Source organism: Streptomyces sp. NPDC015125 (assembly GCF_043080045.1).
Lineage (GTDB): Bacteria > Actinomycetota > Actinomycetes > Streptomycetales > Streptomycetaceae > Streptomyces.
Map to the genome: position 1 here is coordinate 1 of NZ_JBIBVF010000053.1, position 1,366 is coordinate 1,366.

Sequence of the window (1,366 nt, forward strand, 5' to 3'; positions counted from 1 at the left end):
AGCGACGACGCGAGCCCGACCAAGGGCAATGACCTCACCGTCGGCCTGCTGCTGCCGGAGAAGGAGAACACGCGCTACGAGCAGTTCGACTACCCCTTCTTCAAGGCGAAGGTCGGTGACCTCACGCGCGACGAGGGCAACGTCAAGTACGCCAACGCCGAGGCCAGCGCCGCCAAGCAGGCCGAGCAGATGCAGCAGATGGTCGACGACAAGGTCGACGTGATCGTGCTGGACGCGGTGGACGCGCACGCCATCGCCGACGGGGTGCAGAAGGCCAAGGACGCCGGCATCAAGGTCGTCGCCTTCGACCGGCTGGCCGAGGGCCCGATCGACGCCTACATCTCCTTCGACAACGAACTGGTCGGCGAGGTCCAGGGCCGCTCCCTCATCGAGGCGCTCGGCGGCGACCCGGAGAGCTCCGACAAGATCGTCATGATGAACGGCTCGTCCATCGACCCGAACGCCAAGCAGTTCAAGGCGGGCGCGCTGTCCGAGCTGAACGGCAAGGTGACGATCGCCCAGTCCTTCGACACCAAGGACTGGAAGCCGGAGAACGCCGAGGCCAACATGACCGAGGCGATCGAGAAGATCGGCAAGAACAAGATCGCGGGCGTCTACTCCGCCAACGACGGCATGGCGGGCGGCATCATCACCGCCCTGAAGGCCGCCGGCATCTCCAACGTCCCGGTCACCGGCCAGGACGCCGAGCTCGCGGGCGTGCAGCGCATCGTCACCGGTGAGCAGTACATGAGCGTCTTCAAGTCGTACCCGAAGGAGGCCGAGACCGCGGCCGAGATGGCCGTCGCGCTCGCCAAGGGCGAGTCGCTCGACTCCATCGCCAACGACAAGGTCGACTCCGCCACCGCCAAGGGCATCCCCGCGGTCATCGTCCCGGTCGTCTCGCTGACCAAGGACAACATCAAGGAGACCGTCATCAAGGACGGCTTCTACACGATCGACGAGATCTGCACGGACAAGTACAAGGCCGCCTGCGACAAGATCGGCCTCAAGTAAGCGGACCCGCGTCCCGAGCCTGCTGAGCCGCCCGGGACCGGCCGCCCCAGCTCCTCCGGCGCCCCGCACCCATCAGCCCCGCAAGCTACGCGGGGCGCCGGACGGAACACCCCCCCCAAATACTTCTGTACAACCTCCCGCCGGGTCAGGCGGCGAAGGAGATGGTTCACGTGTCCGCTACGCCCGTGCTGGCGTTGCGCGGGGTCTCCAAGCGATTCGGTGCCGTCCAGGCGCTCACCGAGGTAGAGCTTGAGGTCCACGCCGGTGAGGTGGTCGCCCTGGTGGGCGACAACGGCGCCGGAAAGTCCACGCTGGTCAAGACGATCGCCGGCGTGCACCCCATCGATGAGGG

At 66.7% G+C, this 1,366-nt stretch carries 2 protein-coding genes; both read left to right on the forward strand.

Going from position 1 to position 1,366, the window contains the following annotated elements; translation table 11 throughout:
• On the forward strand, positions 1-1,014 hold a 1,014-nt coding region (locus ACF088_RS41220; RefSeq protein ID WP_392381121.1), incomplete at its 5' end, for a sugar ABC transporter substrate-binding protein.
• Positions 1,015-1,175: 161 nt separating this feature from the next.
• A partial coding sequence (locus tag ACF088_RS41225; RefSeq protein WP_392381122.1) for an ATP-binding cassette domain-containing protein occupies positions 1,176-1,366 on the forward strand: 191 nt, incomplete at its 3' end.